15 protein-coding genes and 1 pseudogene are annotated in these 17,893 nt (G+C 70.3%); 4 read left to right on the top strand and 12 right to left on the bottom strand.

Annotated features, from left to right (window positions below; all coding sequences use genetic code 11):
* Positions 1–20: 20 nt before the first annotated feature.
* The 9 genes from U5771_RS02065 to U5771_RS02025 form a co-directional block, all read right to left on the bottom strand.
* Positions 21–176, bottom strand: coding sequence for a hypothetical protein (locus U5771_RS02065; protein WP_322022419.1), 156 nt, complete (start codon positions 174–176; stop codon positions 21–23).
* A complete protein-coding gene (locus U5771_RS02060) occupies positions 173–1,642 on the bottom strand; it encodes an efflux RND transporter periplasmic adaptor subunit (protein WP_322022418.1) in 1,470 nt (489 codons plus the stop codon). The genes U5771_RS02065 and U5771_RS02060 overlap by 4 nt, the downstream gene beginning before the upstream one ends.
* 26 nt (positions 1,643–1,668) lie before the next feature.
* Positions 1,669–2,973, bottom strand: a complete 1,305-nt coding sequence (locus tag U5771_RS02055) for a TolC family protein (protein ID WP_322022417.1) — start codon at positions 2,971–2,973, stop codon at positions 1,669–1,671.
* A 250-nt stretch (positions 2,974–3,223) separates the two neighbouring features.
* Positions 3,224–4,414, bottom strand: a complete 1,191-nt coding sequence (locus tag U5771_RS02050; protein WP_322022416.1) for a phosphotransferase enzyme family protein — start codon at positions 4,412–4,414, stop codon at positions 3,224–3,226.
* A gap of 60 nt (positions 4,415–4,474) precedes the next feature.
* Complete coding sequence (pnuC, locus tag U5771_RS02045) at positions 4,475–5,086, bottom strand: nicotinamide riboside transporter PnuC (RefSeq protein WP_322022415.1); 612 nt, start codon at positions 5,084–5,086, stop codon at positions 4,475–4,477.
* A 59-nt stretch (positions 5,087–5,145) separates the two neighbouring features.
* Positions 5,146–7,377, bottom strand: coding sequence for a TonB-dependent siderophore receptor (locus tag U5771_RS02040; RefSeq protein ID WP_322022414.1), 2,232 nt, complete (start codon positions 7,375–7,377; stop codon positions 5,146–5,148).
* 625 nt (positions 7,378–8,002) lie between these two features.
* Complete coding sequence (locus U5771_RS02035) at positions 8,003–8,206, bottom strand: DUF2970 domain-containing protein (RefSeq protein ID WP_105788692.1); 204 nt, start codon at positions 8,204–8,206, stop codon at positions 8,003–8,005.
* Positions 8,207–8,338: 132 nt separating this feature from the next.
* Positions 8,339–10,618, bottom strand: a complete 2,280-nt coding sequence (locus U5771_RS02030; protein WP_322022413.1) for a pyridoxamine 5'-phosphate oxidase family protein — start codon at positions 10,616–10,618, stop codon at positions 8,339–8,341.
* 31 nt (positions 10,619–10,649) lie between these two features.
* Entirely contained in the window at positions 10,650–11,294 is a 645-nt protein-coding gene (locus U5771_RS02025; RefSeq protein WP_322022412.1) for a glutathione S-transferase, read from the bottom strand.
* Between the two features lie 126 nt (positions 11,295–11,420).
* On the opposite strand from U5771_RS02025, the gene U5771_RS02020 reads away from it, so the two are divergent.
* Positions 11,421–12,374, top strand: a complete 954-nt coding sequence (locus tag U5771_RS02020; protein ID WP_322022411.1) for a LysR family transcriptional regulator — start codon at positions 11,421–11,423, stop codon at positions 12,372–12,374.
* 91 nt (positions 12,375–12,465) lie between these two features.
* Here the strand turns inward: U5771_RS02020 and U5771_RS02015 are convergent, their stop codons facing one another.
* Complete coding sequence (locus U5771_RS02015; protein WP_322022410.1) at positions 12,466–13,107, bottom strand: TetR/AcrR family transcriptional regulator; 642 nt, start codon at positions 13,105–13,107, stop codon at positions 12,466–12,468.
* Between the two features lie 103 nt (positions 13,108–13,210).
* Between U5771_RS02015 and U5771_RS02010 the strand changes: the two genes are divergently transcribed.
* Genes U5771_RS02010 through U5771_RS02000 form a run of 3 tightly spaced genes read left to right on the top strand, consistent with a single transcriptional unit; the run spans position 13,211 to position 16,690 of the window.
* Positions 13,211–14,137: an SDR family NAD(P)-dependent oxidoreductase gene (locus U5771_RS02010; protein ID WP_322022409.1), complete on the top strand. Its 927-nt coding sequence runs from the start codon at positions 13,211–13,213 to the stop codon at positions 14,135–14,137.
* On the top strand, positions 14,134–15,696 hold the full coding sequence (locus U5771_RS02005; RefSeq protein ID WP_322022408.1) for an NAD(P)/FAD-dependent oxidoreductase: 1,563 nt from the start codon (positions 14,134–14,136) through the stop codon (positions 15,694–15,696). Before U5771_RS02010 ends, U5771_RS02005 begins: the two co-directional genes overlap by 4 nt.
* Before the next feature lie 7 nt (positions 15,697–15,703).
* Positions 15,704–16,690, top strand: a complete 987-nt coding sequence (locus tag U5771_RS02000; RefSeq protein WP_322022407.1) for an alpha/beta fold hydrolase — start codon at positions 15,704–15,706, stop codon at positions 16,688–16,690.
* Positions 16,691–16,897: 207 nt separating this feature from the next.
* Here U5771_RS02000 and U5771_RS01995 read toward each other — a convergent pair whose 3' ends face one another.
* Positions 16,898–17,296, bottom strand: coding sequence for a carboxymuconolactone decarboxylase family protein (locus U5771_RS01995; protein ID WP_321802491.1), 399 nt, complete (start codon positions 17,294–17,296; stop codon positions 16,898–16,900).
* Positions 17,297–17,674: 378 nt separating this feature from the next.
* Positions 17,675–17,893 (bottom strand): annotated as a pseudogene (locus U5771_RS01990) (highly repetitive protein); the annotation flags it as partial.

Raw genomic sequence — 17,893 nt, 5'->3', positions numbered from 1 at the left:
CGGACGGGCTGCCCGGCCGATCACGCGGCGGGCCGGAAAGCGAGCCGCCGGTCGAGCCGCGAATCGAGCCGCGAATCGAGCCGCGAATCGAGTTGCGAATCGAGTTGCGAGCCGGGCCCCATGCCGGGCCGCAAGCCGGGTCTCGATTCGCGCTCCGGCGTACGCGTCATGCTCATTCATGTTCCGCACTCCCCTTGCCAAGCTCGGCCTTCAGCACGAAGCTGTTCGAGGCCACGTATTCCTGGCCCGGCTCGAGCCCTTTCAGCACTTCGGTCGCGCGTTCGTCGCGCCGCCCCGTCTCGACGGCCTGCGCGACGAAGCCCTTCGGCGAGCGCACGAACACCGACGGCGCGCCGTCGACGTCCTGCAGCGCGTCGCTCGCGACCGCGAGCGGCACGGCCTGCTTGCCCGCATCGACCGACACGTTGACGAACATCCCGGGCCGCCACACGCCGTCCGGGTTCGGCAGCACGACGCGAGCGGGCGCGGTGCGCGTCTGTTCGCCGAGCAGCGAGCCCACGTAAGCGATCGGCCCGCTCGAACGCGATTCGAACGCGGTCGCGCTGACGGTCGCGTCGCGGCCGACGCGCACGTCGTTCAGCCGCTGTGCGGGCACGGCCATCTCGGCCCACACCGTCGACAGGTCGGAGATCACGAACATGCTTGCGTCCGCGGCGATCGCTTCGCCGGGTGTCGCGTGCTTCTCGACGATCGTGCCCGCGAACGGTGCGCGCAATGCGTAGCGGTTCAGCGCGCCCCCACCGGCCGGCGCGTTCAGCGCGGCCAGTTTCTGTCGCGCGTTCTGCACGGCGATCTCCGCCTCGCGCAACTGCACCTGCGCCTGCTGGTAGTCCTGTTCCGCCGAGATGCGCTCCTGCCACAGCGTGCGTTCGCGTTCGTAGGTTGCGCGCGCGCCGGACAGCCGGCGTTCGGCGGTCAGCAGTTCGCTGCGCCGATCCGCGAGATCGGTACTGGCGATCACGGCCAGCACCTGCCCCTTCGCGACGTTCTGCCCGAGCGACACCTGCACCTGCTCGACGATGCCGGCCACGCGCGGCACGACGTGCGCGGTGCGATCCTCGTTGAACCGGATCTCGCCCGGCAACTGGAACGGTGTGGCGATCTGCGCGGGGCCGGCCTTCGCGAGCGCGATCTTCGACGTCTGCAACTGCGCGTCGGTCAGCGCGATCGCGCCGTCCGCGCGAGCGAACGGAAACGACGCAGCCTCGTTGCCGGCCTTGACGTCGATCGTCGCGTCGAACACGTGCGGCTTCGCGATCGGCTGCGCCGATACGAACTTCCGGCCCGCCGCGTCGAACCGCATCGGTTCGTGCGAGCGGTCGTACCGCACCAGCGTGCCGGACACGGCGACGCCCTGGTCAACCGGCTTGCCGTCGACGGACGGATAGACGACCAGCCGTGCGTCGCCGGGCTTTTCCGTCATCACGATCTCGACGGACAGTTTGCCGCGCGTGAGCACGACGCCGCCGTGCGCGCCGGTGCCGGCGCCGTCGGCCGCTTGCACGGCCCCGGTGCCCGCGGGCGCGGACGCACCGCCTCGCGTGACGGCGAGCGCGCCGAGCACGATCCCGGCGCCGCCGAGCACGGCCGCCGCAATGATGAAGATTCTGCTGCGTGACATGATGATCCTTCAGGTGAGAAGCGCGGCTATTGCGCGACGGCCGCGAGCGGCGTGCCGACGAGCCGGCCGAGGTCGGCGCGGGCCGCATGCGCGTCGGCGAGCGCGCGCACGTATTGCGATTGCCCCTGGAACAGCGTGCGCTGCGCGTCGAGCACGTCGAGGAAGCTGAACTTGCCGAGCGCGTAGCCGCGCGACATCGCATCGAGCGCGAGCCGTGCGCCGGGCAGGATGTCGGTCTTCAGCCGCCGCGCTTCCTGCGCGGCCGCGTCGAAATTCGCATACGCCTGCGCAAGCTCCAGCCGTAGCCGCGAGCGCTCACGGTCGCGATCGGCATTCGCGCGCTCGGCCTTGTGCGTCGCTTCGAGCAGCGCGCCGCGGTTCGTGTCGAACAGCGGAATCGGAATCGACACGCCGACCACCGCCTGGTTGTCCGGCACGCCGCCGGTCGTCACCCGCTTCACGCCCGCGCTGATCGTCACGTCCGGGATGCGCCGCGCGCGTTCGAGCGACACGGCCGCGTTCGAGCGCAGCATCTCCGCACGCGCGACGCGGGCGAGCGGTGCGTCGTCGAGCCGTGCGGTCAGCGCGGACAGCGGTTCGACCGCCGGCACCGTTTCCAGATCGCCGAGCGCGACCCGCCGGTCGCCGCGCGCTTCGCCCATCACCGCATTCAGCCTTTCGCGCGCGACGTCGACGCGGCCACGCGCGGTCACCGCTTCGATCTGCACGCCGGCGGCCGCCACCTGCGCCTTGGTCGCCTCGACCGGCGACACCTTGCCGGCCTGCGCACGGCGGCCCGCGAGATCCGCGGAGCGCGCGGCGATCGCGGCCGATTCCTCGGTGACCTGCAACTGTCGCTGCGCGGCGAGCAATCCGTAGAACGCGGCGATCACGTCCGCGCGCACGACGGCGCCCTGCTCGTCGAGCGATGCGTTCGCGGCCTCGCGGCCGTACGACGCGACGTCGAGCCGCGCGCGCCGCTTGCCGCCGAGTTCGATGGTCTGGTTGATCAGCGCGGTCGACGTGCGCTCCGCGCGGCTGACGCCTTCCTGCAGCAACGACACTTCCGGATTGGGACGCGCGCCGGCCTGCATCAGCGCGCCGGCCGACGCATCGACGTCGGCGCGCGCGCCGCGCAGCGCCGGGTTGTTGCGGGCCGCGGTCGCGAGCGCGTCGGACAACGTCAGCGATGGGAGCGATGGCGCGTCGGGCGGTGATGCATCGCCGGAAGCCGCCGGGACCAGCGTCGGCGCCGCGACCTGCGGCGATTGCGCATGGGCCGTCGCGGCCGTCGCGAAGACGACGGCCACGGCGAGAGTGAGCTTGAGCATGTTCGGTTCTGCGATAACGGTTCGCAACCGATGCTACGGATCGGGTGCAGTGCGAACATGAGCCGAAGATGACAATTCCGTCATGTTGGCACGGCGACGTGCGAACGTGCAGACGTGCGGCGTCCCGCGGGAGCAGCGTCCCGGTTCAACGGTCAGACGGTTTCGGTGAAGGTGCGGCGCGATCGCCGCACGGCAGGAAGATGATGCTCAGGAAATCGGCATGCGTGCGATGAAACACGCGACAAGCACGTCAGGCACGCCCTTGCTTCGCGCGCCGGCGTTGCACCAGCCAGTCGAGCAGTTGCCGCCCATCGCGTTCGCCGAACCAGCGCGCGTGCCCCAGCAGATAGCCGTCGTACGCGATATCGACGATCGCCGGGGCATCGATGATGCACCCGAAATACGCGACCTCCGACAGCGCGAACTCCGTATGCACGATCGGCAGCAGCGCGACCAGCGCCGCATACGCGTCGTCGCTCAGCGGTTCGAGCGATTCGTAGCCGTCGAGCAGCGCATCGATGTGCGCGTATTCGACGCGGCGCGCATCGGCCGGCGCCATCCAGTCGACCGTATTGCGCTCGATCGCCAGCGCGACGTCCATCACCGCGCAGGTGCGATCGGACAGGCCGAAATCGAGCACGGTGCGCACCTGCGCGCCGGGGCCCGCGTCGGTCCACAGCAGGTTCGACGCATGCCAGTCGCCGTGCGTCCACAGCGGCGGCAGCGCGGGCAGCAGCGGCACGAGGCGCGCGTGATACGGACCGATCGCATCCGCGACGTCGCCGCGCCAGTCGCGCGCGCCGAGCGCGCGCACCAGCAACGGCTGCGCATCGACCCAGCGCTCCAGCGCACCCGCCAGATCGGTGGACGACAGCACGCGGAAACTCGACAGCAGCGTGCGCACGGGCCGCGCCGGCGCATCGTAGCCGGCCGACGCGCGATGCAGTTCGGCCAGCGCGCGGCCTGCCGCGTACGCATGCGAAGGATGCGTGAACGGCTGCCACGACATCACGCCGCGATACGGGTCGACGCCGGGCGCGACCACATGGACCTCATAGGTCCAGTCGCCGGACGCAAAGGCCGTCGCGCCGTGGCGATCGGCCAGCACCTCCACCACCGGCATCCCGCGCTCGCGCAGATGCGCGATGAAACGATGCTCTTCCTCGAGCCCGGCGACGTCGCGCAGGCTCACGTGATGCCGCTTGACGAACAGCGCGCGCCCGTCCGTCATCCGCACCAGGGTGGCCGCCGCGAACTGCCGCGGACTGTGCCACGTCAGCCGCGCCGGTTCGCCGGCGCCGTCGATGCGCGCGAGCAGCGCCGCCACCTCGTCGTGCGTCATCAGCGGCCAGTCGCGTTCGGCCTGCTCGCCGTCGACGCCGAATTGCGGCGGTGCGACGTCCCGCGACAACGGCCCGTCCGGCTCGAGTGGAAATGACATGAACGAGGTAACTCCGTAGTTGAATCGACCCGTGAATCGGCCCGTGAATCGGCCCGAAAATCAGCCCGCCGGGTTCGCCGTCGCGCGCAGCGCGTCAGCCGTGCGGCTCCAGTCGCGCCAGCCGATCACGGCGAGCGCGATGAACAGCGCATAGAGTCCGGCCGTCAGATACAGCTCCTTGAACACGAACATCCCGACGTAGACGACGTTCACGACGATCCACAGCCCCCACGACGCGATGTAGCGCCGCGCGGTCCAGTATTGCGCGACGAGGCTGAACGCGGTCAGCGACGCATCGACGAACGGCAGCGCCGCATCGGTCCAGCGCGCCATCATCCCGCCGAGCAGCGCGCTGCCGACGACGGCCGCGATCAGGTCGGGCAGCATCTGCCGCGGCCGCACGCCGGTGACGGGCGCCACGTCGCCTGCCGGCGCCGCGCCGCCGCTCGCCTCCAGCGTACGCTGCGCGATCCAGCGGCGCCAGCCGTACACCTGCAGCACCGCGAACGCGCCCTGCAGCAGCATGTCGGAATACAGCTTCACGTCGAAGAAGATCCAGCCGTACAGCGCGACCGACGCGAGCCCGACCGGCCAGCACAGCATGCGCCGCTTCGCGGTCAGCCAGATCGCGAGCGCGCTGACGATCACGCCGGCGATTTCGAGTGGGGACATCGTCTGTGCTCTCCTGGTTGGCTGCCGGGGCCGCGCGTCACGCGGCCGGATCCGGACGATCAGAAATCATAGGTCAACGACACGCGCGCGGTGCGCGGCGCGCCCGGGAACAGGTACGCGTCGCCCTGCTGCTCGCCCGCGTCGCGCCAGTAGAACTTGTTGAACAGGTTGTCCACCGATACGCGCAGCACCGTGCGATGGCCCGCGATCTTCGTCGTATAGCGCGCGCCGAGGTTGAACACGAACCACGACGGCACGCGCGCGGTACCTTCCTCGTTCGCGTTGCGCGCGGCGCTGTACTCGACGCCGCCGAGCACGTTCAGGCCGGCGACGCCGGGCACCGCGTAGTCCGCATACAGCGACGCGCGCAGCGCCGGCACGTTGATGATCTGGTGCCCTTCGTACGCCGGCGAACCCGAATCGTACGCGCGCGCGCGAATCGCCGCGACGCTGGCCGTCAGCCCGAGCCGCTCGGTCACGCGCCCGGCCGCACCGAGCTCGATCCCCTGGTGCCGCTGCGTGCCGCGCTGCACGAACGTGTAGGTCGTGCCCGATGCGTCCGGGTCGGCGAACTGGAACGGCTTGCTGATCGAGAACACGGCGGCCGTGAGGCTCAGCCGGTCGAGCCAGTCGTATTTCGCACCGAGCTCGAACTGGTGCGATTCGACCGGCGGCAGGAACGCATACGCATTGGTCGCGCGCACCGGCGCCTGGTCGCCGAGCGACAGCGCCTTGCTGTACGACGCGTACAGCGACAGCACGTTCAGCGGCTTGTAGACGAGCGCGACCTGCGGCAGGAACACCGAGCGGTCGGTGTGCGTCGCGTCGCCGTCGAGGCTGTCCCAGCTGCGCTGGCGCAGCAGCACTTCCTTGCCGCCCGCGAGCACCTGCCAGTGCTCGCCGATGCTGATGCGGTCGAGCCCGAACACGCCGTACTGCCATGAGTCGAGCTGCGGATACGACGGTCCGGCCGTGTTCGGCGACGGTGCGAACGCGACGTCGGGCCCGTAGATGTTCTCGCTGCCCACGTAGTCGTACACGGCGTTCGCCATGTGCACGACGCGGCGCTGCACGCTCACGCCGAACGTCAGCTCGTGGCGCAGCGGGCCCGTCGCGAACTTGCCCGTCGCGACCGCACGCAGATCGTCGTTGCGGCGATATTCGCCCGGGCTGCGGAAGTCGTACACGTCGTAGTCGCCGTTCGCGCCGAAGAAGAACGGCGACGTCGCGCCGGCCGCGCAGCTCGCCGCGTAATAGCAGCCGTACGCGAACGCGCTGTTGTCGTCGATCATCGTGCGGCTGCGGCCCGCGGCGATGGTGGCCTTCCAGTCGTCGTTGAACCGGTAGTCGAAGCGCGCGTTCAGGTTCAGCGCGTCGGATGTCACCGGCTTCGCCCACGGCTGCGTGCCGAGCGCCTTCGACGTCGTCTTCACGGACGGCACGACCGTGCCGCCGAGCAGCTGGTAGCCGGGCGCGGAACGCTGGATCCACTGCTGGAATTCCGCGTTGAGCTGCAGGCTCGCGCGCGGACTGATGTCCCAGTCGGCGGCGATCGAGCCGAACGTGCGCCGTCCGTTCGTGCCGTCGATGTACGAGTGCATGTTCTCCTTCGCGGCATTGATCCGGAAGCCGAACTGATTGTCGGGGCCGAAGCGGCGGCCGAGATCGACGGCCGCCGACGTCGAGCCGCGGCTGTCGACGCCGGCCGTCACGCTCGCGACGTTCGCCGAGCGCTTCGTCACGAAGTTGATCACGCCGCCCGGCGCGACCACGCCGCTGTCGATGCCGGCCAGCCCCTTCAGGATCTCGACGCGCTCCTTGTTCTCGAGCGGCACGTTCTGCTCGCCGGACACCGTCAGCCCGTCGATCCGGATCGCGCTCGCGAGATCGACCGGAAAGCCGCGGATCGCGAAGCCTTCGAAGTAGCCGACCGGCGCATAGTCGTTGACGACCGACGCATCGTTGCGCACCACGTCGCTCAGGCGCTTCGCCTGCTGGTCGTCGATCTGCGCGCGTGTGACGACGCTGACGGAGGCCGGCGTGTCGCGCAGCGGCGCGTCGTCGAGCCCCGCGACCGACGCTTCGCGCACGCGAAACGCGCCGCCGCGCTCGCCGCTGACCGTGATCGCCGGCAGCGTCGCGCTGCCGGCCGCATCGACGTCGGAGGCCGGCGCGTCGCCCTGTGCCGCGGCGGCCTGCGCCGCGAAAAGCGTGATGCCGAGACCGACGCCAAGCCCGACCTTCGCGCGCCGCCGCCGTGCGGGCGCCGCTGTTGTTCTATTCACCGTCATTGTTCTGGATGGAAAACTCGCCACTCGACCCTGTCGAAACACTCGGAACCCATTCGTACCCCTTACGCCGCTGCGAAGCGCGACCTCGCGCACGCACCCGCGACGGTCCCGGCGGACCGCCTGGGACATACGTCGACACGATATTCATCAGACGAATCGAACGATCGGGCGCGCATGCGTGCCGATCGATCGGGAAAGCGCAGGATGGGACATCGGATGCCGGTGACGCGCCGGGCGCCGACGCGGCCGCCGATCCGTGGATCGCGCGCGTGTCGGGCGGCCGGCCGCTTCGCGCGGTCTTGTCACGCGGGGGACGCTTCGAACGCCCCGGTGCGGGCGCCGGGCATCTGCGTGCGCCGTTCGTCGGAACGCCGGCATGCCCGTCGCGCGCGACATCGCGGCGTGGCGCGCATTTTACCCCGGGCGGGGCTGAAGGCCGGTGAATCGGGTCGAACCGGCGGTGACGGAACAAACGAAAACGGATGACGCGGTTCGGACGACAGGTCGACGACGGTCGTCACGTCAACGCCGAGACGGGCGGCATCGACGATGGTACGGCAACGTGCCGGTCGAACGGCACGAGGCCGAAACGCGAGCGGCGACGCGCTCGCGTCTCGGCCGTGGATCAGAACCCCTGCATCGTCACCGTCGGATCGACGACCAGATGGACGACGCCGTAGATCACCGCGCCGACCAGCAGCGCGAGCACGATCGCGACGAACGGCAGCAGCGTGAAGTTGACGTTCGCGAGATCGGACGCGTGCGCCTTGCTGTTGCGCACGCCGAAGAAACTCCACAGAACCAGGCGGATCATGCTGAACAGTTTCATGATGTTGCTCCTTTCCTCTATCGGTTGACGCTATCGTCGATCCGACAGGTCTCCGGAAAAAGAAGCAGTTGCGCGCGGCTTTTGCGCAGCACGCGTTGTGCGACCGCGTGTCGCATGCTGGTCGCACATGCATCAGCGGTCGAGCACGAGCGGCGCCGCGGCCCCTTGGGCGGGCCGCGCGACGCACAGCAACGCGCAGCCGGGTTCGACCGCCGCGTCGTGTGCCTCCACGTAGTCGACCGCGCCGGACAACACGCGCGTCGCACACGTGCCGCACGACCCGGACCGGCATTCGGACGGCACCGCCACGCCCTGGCCTTCGGCGAATTCGAGCAGCGTGCCGTCGGCGGGTGTCCAGGCGGCGTCGCGTGCCGAGCGGCGGAACACGACCGGCACGCCGGCCGCCGGCGGCGCCCCGGCCGCGCGGGTCGCGCCGCGCACGACGCTCGACGGCCCGAACGCCTCGAAGCGGATACGCTCGTCCGGCACGTTCAGCGCGCGCAGTCCGTCGTACAAGTCGCGCATGAACGCGGACGGCCCGCACAGGTAGAAGTCGTAGTCGTCGAACGGCAGGATGCGCTTCAGTTGCGCGATGCCGATGCGCCCCGCTCGCGCCGTGCCGTCGCATCGCGGCTGGCTGTCGAACCAGTGCAGCGATACGCGCGCGTCGGCGTCCGCGATGCGCGTCAGTTCCTTCGCGAACGGCCGGTCGGCCGTGTCGCGTGCGCCGTGCACGAAGACGATGCGGCGCGATGCGGTATCGTCGGCCAGCGCGCGGCGCAGCATCGCGATCATCGGCGTGATGCCGATGCCGGCCGACACCAGCACGGCCGGACGCGGGCTCGCGACGTCGAACGTGAAGCGACCGCGCGGCATCTGCGCATCGAGCGTCATGCCGGTACGCGCGTGGTCGTGCAGCCAGGCCGACACCCGCCCTTCGCGCTTCACGGTGATCCGGTAATCCGGCGCACCGGGTGCATCGGACAGCGTGTAGCTGCGGATCGTCGGCGCAGCGCCGTCCGGCAGCGCGACGCGCAGCGTCAGGTGCTGCCCGGCTTCGTAGGGCGGCAACGCGCCGCGGTCCGCCGGTTCGAAATGAAACGAGCGGATCGCGCGTGCTTCGTCGACGATCCTCGCGATGCGCAGCGGGCGCCAGTTGGAGGCCGAGGGTGATTCAAACGCCGATACAGATGTCGATGCTGATGCTGAAGTCGATGTCGAAGCCGATGTCGATATCGAACCCGAAGCCGAGGTCGATGCCGATGCCGATGCCGATGCCGATGCCGAAGCCGAGGTCGAGGTCGAGGTCGAGGTCGAGGTCGAGGTCGATGCCGATGCCGATGCCGATTCAAATGCGGGCGCCGATGCGGGTGCCGACGCGCACGCCGACGCCGACACCGCCGGCAAGACAAATGCCACCGCCCCACCCGCGATCGCCGCCGCCCCCCTCCCCACGAACTGCGGCGCCCGCTCGACCGCCGACCACCGGAACGGCAGCACGCCCCGCGTGCGCCGCACTTCGCGCACATGAAACCGCACGACCCGCTGCGCGCCGTCGAACGACGCGACGAGCGGCCCGTCCCACACGATCTCCGCGTGCGCGGCCACATACAGCAGGTCGCCGCGGTCGAAATCGACGAACAGCAGCCCCGCGCGCGGATCGTGCTGCAGGTTGCCGAGCGTGTTGAAGAAGCGATTGCCGCTGAAATCCGGCGTCGTCAGCGTGTGCGCGTCGTCGACGCGCACGAAGCCGGGCATCCCGCCGCGATGCGACACGTCCGCGCCGCGCGCGGCACCCGCCCCGGCCGACGTGCTCGCACTCGCGACGAAGAACGTATCGGCCTGCGCGAGCAGCGCGCGATCCGCGTCGCTCAACCGGTCCGACACGTCGGCCGCGATGGACGCATCGCCGTCACGCGGCACGAACGTCGGCGTGCGGCCCTGGATGTACTTCGCGCAGTTGCCGAAGCTCTGCTCGACCGCGATCGTCAGCGCGCCGCCGTCGACCGCGCGCACGACGCCGTTCACGCGATTGCGCCGACGCGTGTCGAACTCGATCCCGAGCCCGCCGAGCGGCACGCCCGGCTGCCATGCACCGGCCAGCGGATCGCCGGGCAGCGCGTCGCCGTCGATGCGCAGCGTGCGCGCGTCCGGCGTCGTCACGAAGCCGGGCATCCCGACCCGCAGCGTCGCCCACGGCTGGCCGTGCGCATCAACGCCGCCGAGCACGAAGAACGGCAGCTGCGCGAAGAACGTCCGGTGCTGGTCCGGCATGAAGCGCCGGATCCCGCGCCGGCCGGCCGCCCCCGCGGCTTCCATCACGCCCGCGCGCTGCTGCACGGCCAGCTCGCCCGCATGAAACGGCGCAACGTCGAGTTCCCAGCCCGGTACGGCGGCGGTCGGCGCGGTCATCGCGTTCTCCCGGTAAAGGCGCGGCTTCGCGTCAGGCAGCGAGCAGGCCCGCGCGGGTCGGCGGCATGGCGACGAAGCCCGGCAGCGCCTCGACGCGCGCGAGCCACGCGCGCACGTGCGGATACGGTTCCAGCGACACGCCGCCTTCCGGCGCGTGCGCGATATACGTGTAGGCGGCGATGTCGGCGATCGTCGGCTGCGCCCCCGCGGCGAACGGCTTGCCGGCAAGTTCCTGGTCGATCACGGCGAGCACCTTCGCGGCCGTGCGCTTGGCCGCGTCGTGATCGAGCGGCGCGCTGAACACGGTGACGAGCCGCGCGGCCGCCGGCCCGGTTGCGATCGGCCCGGCCGCGTAGGACAGCCAGCGCTGCACGGTCGCCGCGCCGGCGGCATCGTCGGGCAGCCAGTGCGCGTCGCCGTAGCGCTTCGCGAGATAGACGAGGATCGCGTTCGAATCGGCGAGCACGGTGCCGTCGTCGTCGATCACCGGCACCTGGCCGAGCGGATTGAGCGCGAGGAACGCGGGTTCGCGCTGCGCACCGGCCGCGAGGTCGACGTCGACGGTCTCGAACGGCAGCCCGAGCAGCGACAGGAAGAGCCGGACGCGATGCGCGTGCCCGGACAGCGGGAACGAATAGACGCGAACCGGACGGGCGGGCTTGCTGGCGGCTGGCATGGAAAGGCTCCTGGATCTCGCGCCGCCGGGAATCGGCGACGAACGGCCCCAGCGTAGCGCTCGCCGTTCACATCCAGAAGACGGATAATCGCTGAAACATTATCCTTTCCCATAGGACAATCGACGATGGCCGATCTGCGCGACGTGAACCTGAACCGGCTGGCGATCTTCGTCGCGGTGGTCGATGCCGGCTCGTTGACGGCCGCGGCCGAGCGGCTCGGCCTCGCGAAGACGGTCGTCAGCACGCACATGCAGCGCCTCGAATCCGAGGTCGGCGCGAACCTGCTGGTGCGCACCACGCGACGGCTGAACGTGACGGATGCGGGGCGCGCGTTCTACGACGCGTGCCGCGACATCGTGCGTGCGACCGAAAGCGCGCTCGACGCGGTGTCGTCGGACGCGGGGCCGCTGCGCGGCACGCTGCGCGTGAGCGTGCCGATCGACTACGGCGCGCTGGTCGTCGCGCCGGCCGTCGTCGCGCTGCGCGACGCGCATCCGGGGCTCGACGTCGAACTGATCGCGAACGACCGCATCGTCGATCTCGTCGCGGACAACCTGGACGTCGCGATCCGCATCGGCCGCCTCGCGGATTCGAACTATCGCGCGGTGCAGCTCGGCGAATACGAGAAATGGCTGGTCGCGAGCCCCGCGTTCGTCGCACGGCACGGCCTGCCGCGCGACCCGGACGCACTCGCCGCGCTGCCGTTCGTGATGCTGTCGACGCTGTCGCGCCCGCACATGCTCGAACTCGACCACGCGCGCGGCGGCCACGCGTCGGTGCGCTGCGTCGCGCCGGTCGTGTCGAACACCGCGACGGCCTGCCGCGCGATCGCGCTCGCGGGCGGCGGCTTCGGGCTCCTGACGGATTTCTCGATCGCGGAGGATGTCGCGGCCGGCCGGCTCGTCCGGCTGCTGCCCGCATGGCGCTCCGCGCGGGCCGGGATTCACGCGGTGTATCCGTCGACGCGGTTGCCGTCGCCGAAAGTGCGCGTGTTCATCGACGCGATGAAAGCGAGGATCGGGGCAACGCGGGCCGCGCCTCTCGCACGCGCGACGCGATCGCGACGCGCGGACGATTGAAGGATCAACCGCCCGTCACATCGGCTTCACGATCGGGCGTGGTCCTTGCTTCGGGGTCCTGCAGGCTCGGCCGGCATCCGGCCCGGACCGCCTACCCCGCTTCCCGCAACGTCCCGAGCAGCACCTTCCTGCAACTCGCGACCATCTGCGCCTCCGGGTCGCGATACCCGGTGAGCAGCCACGCCGCGCCGACGTTCGTCATCGCGCCGACCAGCGCGAGCCCGACGAGCCGCTGCTCGGTGCGCTCGGCGGGCGTCACGGCCTCGCGCGCCGTGCCGATCGCCATGATCAGCTTGCCGAAGTCGATCAGCATCCGCTGGTACGTCATGTCGGTGTCCGCGCTCACGCCCATCACCTCGAGCAGCAGCACGCGCGCCGCGCACGGATCGCGCAGGAAGCCGAAGAACGCGGCGAGCCCCGCGTCGACGCGCTCGCGCAGATCGCCGCCGCGCTCGGCCACCGCCCGTGCGACCGCGTCGTGCAGGTGTTGCGCGTGATGCAGGTAGGTGCAGCGCAGCAGATCCTCGGTGCTGTCGAACGCCGCATAGAAATAGCGGTCGTTGAGCTTCGCCTCCTGGCAGATCGACCGCACGGTCGCCTTGCGGAAGCCGACCGTGCCGAACACGCGCGTCGCCGCGCGGATCAGCGCGTCGCGCCGCTCGGCGGCCCGCACCTCGGGCGCCACGCCGCCGTACGCCCGACCCCGTTTTTCCGTTTCGAGTGCTTTCTCCATTTCGCTATTTGACATCAGGACACCCGAAAACTAAAGTGGTGACGACCAACACCACAATAGACGCGCCGCCGGCGCAGCGCAAGCGGAACGGGAGGAACGACGGATGAAGGGTTTTTCCGGCAAGGTCGCCGCGATCACGGGCGCCGGTTCGGGCATGGGCCGCAGCCTCGCGGTCGAGCTCGCGCGGCGCGGCTGCGAGGTCGCGCTCGCCGACGTCAACGATGTCGGGCTCGCCGGCACGGCGGCCGCGTGCGCGAAGCACGGCGTACGCACGAGCACGCGGCGGCTCGACGTCGCCGACCGCGATGCGGTGCTCGCATGGGCCGATTTCGTGCGCGCCCAGCACGGCAAGGTCAACCTGATCTTCAACAACGCGGGCGTGTCGCTGGCCGCGAGCGCCGAGACCGCGCGCGTCGCCGATCTCGAATGGATCGTCGGCATCAACTTCTGGGGCGTCGTGCACGGCACGCAGGCATTCCTGCCGCATCTGCGCGCGTCCGGCGACGGCCACGTGATCAACACGTCGAGCCTGTTCGGGCTCATTGCGATGCCGACGCAGAGCGCGTACAACGCCACCAAGTTCGCGGTGCGCGGCTTCACCGAGGCGCTGCGGATGGAACTCGAACTCGACGGCGCGCCGGTCAGCGCGACCTGCGTGCATCCGGGCGGCGTCGCGACCAACATCGTCGACGCGAGCCGCGTCGACACCAGCATCCATGCGCTCACGGGCCAGGACGAAGCGACCCACCGCCGCCAGGCGAACCGCCTGATCAACGCGACGACGGCCGACGATGCCGCGCGGCAGATTCTCGCCGGCGTCGAGCGCAATGCGCGCCGCGTGCTGGTCGGCGCCGATGCGCGCCGCCTCGACAAGCTCGCGCGCCTGCTCGGCGCCGGCTACCAGCGGCTGATGCTGCGCCACGTGCGCCGCGCCCGCGCACGCAACCTCCGCCCGAAGGAAGTCCCCGTGGGAGAACGCGTCCATGCCCCGGCCGCACGCCCGACCACACCGACCAAGGATGCCGCATGACCTCGACGACGACCGATCGGCGCGACGCGCCGCCCGCCCCCGGCGACAGCCGCGACCTCGACGTGCTGATCGTCGGCGCCGGCCTGTCCGGCATCGGCGCCGCGTATCACCTGCAAAAGCGCTGCCCGTATGCGAGCGTCGCGATCGTCGAGGCGCGCGACGCCATCGGCGGCACCTGGGACCTGTTCCGCTATCCCGGCGTCCGTTCGGATTCCGACATGTTCACGCTCGGCTACAGCTTCCGCCCGTGGCACAGCGACAAGGCGATCTCGGACGGCCAGACGATCCTCGACTACATCCGCGACACCGCGCGCGCGTACGGCATCGACAAGACGATCCGCTACGGCCAGAAAGTGGTCGCGGCCGACTGGGATTCGAACCGCGCGCGCTGGACGGTGCGCATCGAGCGCACACGGAATGGCGCGGTCGACACGCTCATCTACACCTGCCGCTTCCTCTACATGTGCAGCGGCTATTACGACTACGACGGCGGCTACCTGCCCGACTGGGCCGGCATGGAGTCGTTCGAAGGCCGGATCGTGCATCCGCAGCAATGGCCGAAGGACCTGTCGTACGCGAACCGGCGCGTCGTCGTGATCGGCAGCGGCGCGACGGCCGTCACGCTGGTTCCGTCGATGGCGGCCGATGCAAAGCACGTGACGATGCTGCAGCGCTCGCCGACCTACATCGTGTCGCTGCCCGCGCGCGACAGGATCGCGAACGCGTTGCGCCGCGTGCTGCCGTCGCGGCTCGCGCACCGGCTCGTGCGCATGAAGAACGTGCTGCTGACGATGTACCTGTACAACGTGTCGCGCCGCAAGCCCGAGCGGACGAAGCAGTTCATCATCCGCGCGGCCGGCAAGCAGCTCGGCCCCGACTTCGACGTCGCGAAGCACCTGACGCCGCGCTACATGCCGTGGGACCAGCGCGTGTGCCTCGTGCCGAACGGCGACCTGTTCAAGTCGATCCGCGCGGGCCGCGCATCGATCGTCACCGACGAGATCGAGCGCTTCACGCCGACCGGCCTGAAGCTGAAGAGCGGCCAGCGGCTCGCCGCGGACGTGATCGTCACCGCCACCGGGCTGAAGGTGAAGATGCTCGGCGGCGCGCGCGTGACGGTCGACGGCCGCGCGGTCGATTTGCCGGAAACCGTGTCCTATAAAGGAATGATGTACAGCGACGTGCCGAACCTCGCGTCGTCGTTCGGTTACACGAACGCGTCGTGGACGCTGAAGGCCGAGCTGATCGCGCGCTACGTGTGCCGGCTGCTGAACCACATGCGCGCGAACGGCTACGACACCTGCGTGCCGCGGCTCGGCGCCGGTGACCTCGGCGACGTGCCGGCGGTGAACCTGAGCTCCGGCTACATCCAGCGCGCGGCCGGCATCCTGCCGAAGCAGGGGCACCGCAAGCCGTGGAAATTCCACCAGAACTACGTGCTCGATCTCGCGTCGCTGAAGTTCAGCGGGCTCGCCGATTCGGCCATGCAGTTCGAACGCCGCGCGACAACCGGCCCGGCCACCGGGCCGGTCGCCGAACCCGTACTCGAAACCCGTTGAGGCCGACATGAGCCATACGCTTCACCTGATCCAGAACGTGCTGCTCGGCGTCGTCGCGGTGCTCGCCGCGCTCGCGCTGTTTTCCGGCTACGTCGCGCGCCGCGTGACGCGCGCGTTTCCGCCCGAAGGCCGGTTCGTCGACATCGGCGGCGACCACCTCCACTACGTCGAGTACGGCAGCGGCCCGCCGCTCGTGTTCGTGCATGGGCTCGCCGGACAGTGGCGCAACTTCGCGTACCTGCCGCTCACGCGGCTCGCGCAGCACCATCGCGTGATCCTCGTCGACCGGCCGGGCGCCGGCCGCTCGCTGCGCGGCACCAGCTCGCAGGCGAACGTGTTCGCGCAGGCCCGCACGATCGCCGCGTTCATCGACGCGCTCAAGCTCGAGCGGCCCGTGCTCGTCGGCCACTCGCTCGGCGGCGCGATCGCGCTCGCGGTCGGCCTCAACCATCCGGAGCGCGTGAGCCGGCTCGCGCTGATCGCGCCGCTGTCGCACGAGCAGACCGAGCCGCCGGCGCCGTTCAAGCCGCTGATGCTGCCGTCGCCGCTGGTGCGCCGCTTCGTGTCGTGGACCTTCGCGATCCCGATGACGATCCTGACCGGCCGCAAGGCCGTCACCCAGGTGTTCGCGCCGGAAGCCGTGCCGCGCGACTTCCCGGTGAGGGGCGGCGGGCTGCTCGGGCTGCGCCCGCATGTGTTCTATGCGACGGCGACCGACCTGCTGTCGGCGCCCGTCGACCTGCCCGCGATGGAGCGCCGCTACGCGGACCTCTCGCTGCCGGTCGACGTGCTGTATGGCCGCGCCGATCCGATCCTGAACTGGCGTACGCACGGCGAGGCGCTGGCGCGGAAGTCCGCGCGCGTGCGGCTGACGGTCGTCGAAGGCGGGCACATGCTGCCGGTCACGATGCCGGACGCGACGGCGGACTGGCTGCTCGACGTCGCGGCCGCGCCGGTCGATGCGCCGACGCAGGGTGCACACGTCGAGCATTGAGCGTCAGCGGGCGGACGGGCCGAGTGCGCGGATGATGGCGGCGTGCCGCGGTGCAAGTGCAGGTGCAAGTGCCGGAGTCGGAGTCGGAGTCGGAGTCGGAGTCGGAGCCGGAGCCGGAGCCGGAGCCGGAGCCGCGGACATCGACGCGCGTGCCGTACGGCGGATTCCGTGCGGCGCCGCGACCGGTCGCCGGTCACGGTGCCGCGGTCACGCTTCGTCGTCGGGCAGCGACAGCCCGAGTTCCGTGATCACCTCGCGCGCGCTGCGGAACGCTTCGACCGCGGCCGGCGCGCCCGCGTACAGCGCGCTGTGCAGCAGCACCTCGCGGATCTCGACGAGGCTCGCGCCGTTGTTGAGCGCGCCGCGCACGTGCCCCTTCAGTTCCGTACCGCGGCCGAGCGCGGCCAGCATCGCGCACGTGCAGAGGCTGCGCGTCTTCAGGTCGATCCCGCCGCGCTGCCAGGTGCTGCCCCATGCGTGCTCGTTCAGCCAGTTCTGCAGCGGACGCGAAAAGCCGTCGAGGTCGCGCATCGCGCGCTCGACGAATGCCTCGCCCATGACTTCGGTGCGTCGCGCCTTGCCCTGTTCCCTGTCCTGTTCGCTCATGTCCGTGTCCTGTCTGGAGTGGTGGCCGCTTCGGCGTCGCCCGCGGCCGGGTGGGTTCGCGTCATGTTCAGCGTCCACGGACGTTTCGTCAAAGATGCGGCATTCGGATCGCCGCCGGCTGCGTCACACGCGAAACGCCGGGTCGAACGCTACGTAACATCCGGCCCGGCGTTACGGCGCCTTACGGGAACATCACGGCGCGCGCACCCGCACACCTGGCGCCCCCGTCTCGCGAAACCGCGATTCCTCCGTTTAAATCGCGCCGATCGCCTCGATTCTCGCAACAAAGCGCGGGCGCACGGCGCGAACGATGTCATGGCGCGAAATTTGCAGTAATGGCCCGGACACAACTTCCAATGTCGAGGGCACCATGCACCATTACTTGAAGAAGACGACGGTATCGCTGGCCGTCTTGTCGCTCGTCACGCTGTACGGCTGCGGCTCGGTCGACGGACCGGTCACGCCGTCGCTTAAGCCGAGCACGTCGGGGACGTCCGGCACGGGGACTTCCGGAACGTCGGGCGGCGGCTCGTCGGGGACGTCCGGCGGTGGTAGTTCGGGGACTTCGGGGACTTCGGGGACTTCGGGGACTTCGGG

Source organism: Burkholderia sp. BCC1977, from assembly GCF_905339595.1.
Taxonomy (GTDB): domain Bacteria; phylum Pseudomonadota; class Gammaproteobacteria; order Burkholderiales; family Burkholderiaceae; genus Burkholderia.
Note: the sequence above shows the minus strand (reverse complement) of the source record. Positions and strands in the feature narration are given on the sequence as shown.

Bases quoted from the DNA above. Each gene is read 5' to 3' on its own strand.
- U5771_RS02065 (WP_322022419.1), bottom strand. From the start codon at position 176: ATGAGCATGACGCGTACGCCGGAGCGCGAATCGAGACCCGGCTTGCGG.
- U5771_RS02035 (WP_105788692.1), bottom strand. From the start codon at position 8,206: ATGAAACTGTTCAGCATGATCCGCCTGGTTCTGTGGAGTTTCTTCGGC.
- U5771_RS02050 (WP_322022416.1), bottom strand. From the start codon at position 4,414: ATGTCATTTCCACTCGAGCCGGACGGGCCGTTGTCGCGGGACGTCGCA.
- U5771_RS02025 (WP_322022412.1), bottom strand. From the start codon at position 11,294: ATGCCAGCCGCCAGCAAGCCCGCCCGTCCGGTTCGCGTCTATTCGTTC.
- U5771_RS02000 (WP_322022407.1), top strand. From the start codon at position 15,704: ATGAGCCATACGCTTCACCTGATCCAGAACGTGCTGCTCGGCGTCGTC.
- U5771_RS02055 (WP_322022417.1), bottom strand. From the start codon at position 2,973: ATGCTCAAGCTCACTCTCGCCGTGGCCGTCGTCTTCGCGACGGCCGCG.
- U5771_RS02040 (WP_322022414.1), bottom strand. From the start codon at position 7,377: ATGACGGTGAATAGAACAACAGCGGCGCCCGCACGGCGGCGGCGCGCG.
- U5771_RS02005 (WP_322022408.1), top strand. From the start codon at position 14,134: ATGACCTCGACGACGACCGATCGGCGCGACGCGCCGCCCGCCCCCGGC.
- U5771_RS02030 (WP_322022413.1), bottom strand. From the start codon at position 10,618: ATGACCGCGCCGACCGCCGCCGTACCGGGCTGGGAACTCGACGTTGCG.
- U5771_RS02010 (WP_322022409.1), top strand. From the start codon at position 13,211: ATGAAGGGTTTTTCCGGCAAGGTCGCCGCGATCACGGGCGCCGGTTCG.
- U5771_RS02015 (WP_322022410.1), bottom strand. From the start codon at position 13,107: ATGGAGAAAGCACTCGAAACGGAAAAACGGGGTCGGGCGTACGGCGGC.
- U5771_RS01995 (WP_321802491.1), bottom strand. From the start codon at position 17,296: ATGAGCGAACAGGACAGGGAACAGGGCAAGGCGCGACGCACCGAAGTC.
- U5771_RS02020 (WP_322022411.1), top strand. From the start codon at position 11,421: ATGGCCGATCTGCGCGACGTGAACCTGAACCGGCTGGCGATCTTCGTC.
- U5771_RS02060 (WP_322022418.1), bottom strand. From the start codon at position 1,642: ATGTCACGCAGCAGAATCTTCATCATTGCGGCGGCCGTGCTCGGCGGC.
- pnuC (WP_322022415.1), bottom strand. From the start codon at position 5,086: ATGTCCCCACTCGAAATCGCCGGCGTGATCGTCAGCGCGCTCGCGATC.